We start from the raw sequence: 1843 nt of genomic DNA on the forward strand, positions 1-1843 counted from the left end.
GGGCCGGCGGGCGCGCCGCCGAGGGCCCGCGCCTCGCGCCCGGGCCGCTGCGCTCGTCCGAGGAGAGCGTCATGGCGAAGATCAAGGAGGCGGTGCGGGCGCGCGAGGCCGCCGTCGCCGCCGGCACCCCGCCGCGCGCCGCCGCCCGCGGGGCGGAGGAGCCCGAGGGCGATCTCGCGGTCCTCGAGCGCGACCCGGCCCGCGAGGAGGCGCCCGACGAGGCGCCGGGACCGCGGGTGCAGCCGGCGCGCGCCCGCCCGCTGCCGAAGAGCGCCCGCGCCCGCTCCGAGGAGGAGCCGCAGTTCGAGCTCGACCCCGACGCGCCGGAGACCTGGCGCACGCCCCCGCTCTCGCTGCTGCAGAGCCCCTCGACGATCGTGCGCCATCATCTCTCGAGCGACGCGCTCGAGGAGAATGCGCGCATGCTCGAGACGGTGCTCGACGACTATGGCGTGCGGGGCGAGATCACCTCGATCCGCCCCGGCCCGGTCGTCACCATGTACGAGCTGGAGCCGGCGGCGGGGCTGAAGGCGAGCCGCGTCATCGGCCTCGCCGACGACATCGCCCGCTCGATGTCGGCGCTGGCCTGCCGCTGCTCCACCATCCCCGGCCGCTCGGTCATCGGCATCGAGCTGCCGAACGAGCACCGCGAGAAGGTGCTGCTGCGCGAGATCCTCGCCGCCAGGGGCTTCGGCGACTCGGCGCACGCGCTGCCGCTCGCGCTCGGCAAGGACATCGGCGGCGAACCGGTGATCGTCGATCTGGCGCGCATGCCGCACCTGCTGATCGCCGGCACCACCGGCTCCGGCAAGTCGGTCGCGATCAACACGATGATCCTGAGCCTGCTCTACAAGCTGTCGCCCGCCGAGTGCCGGCTGATCATGATCGACCCGAAGATGCTGGAGCTCTCGGTCTACGACGGCATCCCGCATCTCCTCTCCCCGGTCGTCACCGACCCGAAGAAGGCCGTCGTGGCGCTGAAGTGGGTGGTGGCCGAGATGGAGGAGCGCTACCGCAAGATGTCGAAGATGGGCGTGCGCAACATCGACGGCTACAACGCCCGGGTGAAGGACGCGCTCGAGCGCGGCGAGGCCTTCACCCGCACCGTGCAGACCGGCTTCGACGAGGAGACCGGCGAGCCGGTCTTCGAGACCGAGAGCTTCCAGCCCGAGGCGATGCCCTTCATCGTCGTCATCGTCGACGAGATGGCCGACCTGATGATGGTCGCCGGCAAGGAGATCGAGGCCTGCATCCAGCGCCTCGCGCAGATGGCGCGCGCCTCCGGCATCCACCTGATCATGGCGACGCAGCGGCCCTCGGTCGACGTCATCACCGGCACGATCAAGGCGAACTTCCCGACGCGGATCTCCTTCCAGGTGACCTCGAAGATCGACAGCCGCACCATCCTCGGCGAGATGGGCGCCGAGCAGCTGCTCGGGCAGGGCGACATGCTCTACATGGCCGGCGGCGGGCGGATCACCCGCGTGCACGGGCCCTTCGTGTCGGACGAGGAGGTCGAGGAGGTGGTGCGCCACCTCAAGTCGCTCGGCATCCCGGACTACGACGACGGCATCGTCGACGGCCCGGGTGCGGAGGAGGAATCCGACATCGACCTGGTGCTCGGCCTCGGCGGCAACACCCAGTCGGACGACGCGCTCTACGACCAGGCGGTGGCGATCGTCGCCAAGGACCGCAAGTGCTCGACCTCCTACATCCAGCGCAAGCTCTCGGTCGGCTACAACAAGGCCGCCAAGCTGGTCGAGATGATGGAGGAGCAGGGCGTCGTCAGCCAGGCCAACCACGTCGGCAAGCGCGAGGTGCTGGTGCCGGAGCGGTGAGGCCC

General features: G+C 71.0%; 1 protein-coding gene. It reads left to right on the forward strand.

Annotated features, from left to right (window positions below; translation table 11 throughout):
- On the forward strand, nt 1-1838 hold a 1838-nt coding region (locus tag Q0112_RS02155), incomplete at its 5' end, for a DNA translocase FtsK (RefSeq protein ID WP_297970788.1).
- Nucleotides 1839-1843 lie beyond the last annotated feature (5 nt).

This window comes from uncultured Amaricoccus sp. (assembly GCF_937858865.1).
Lineage (GTDB): Bacteria > Pseudomonadota > Alphaproteobacteria > Rhodobacterales > Rhodobacteraceae > Amaricoccus.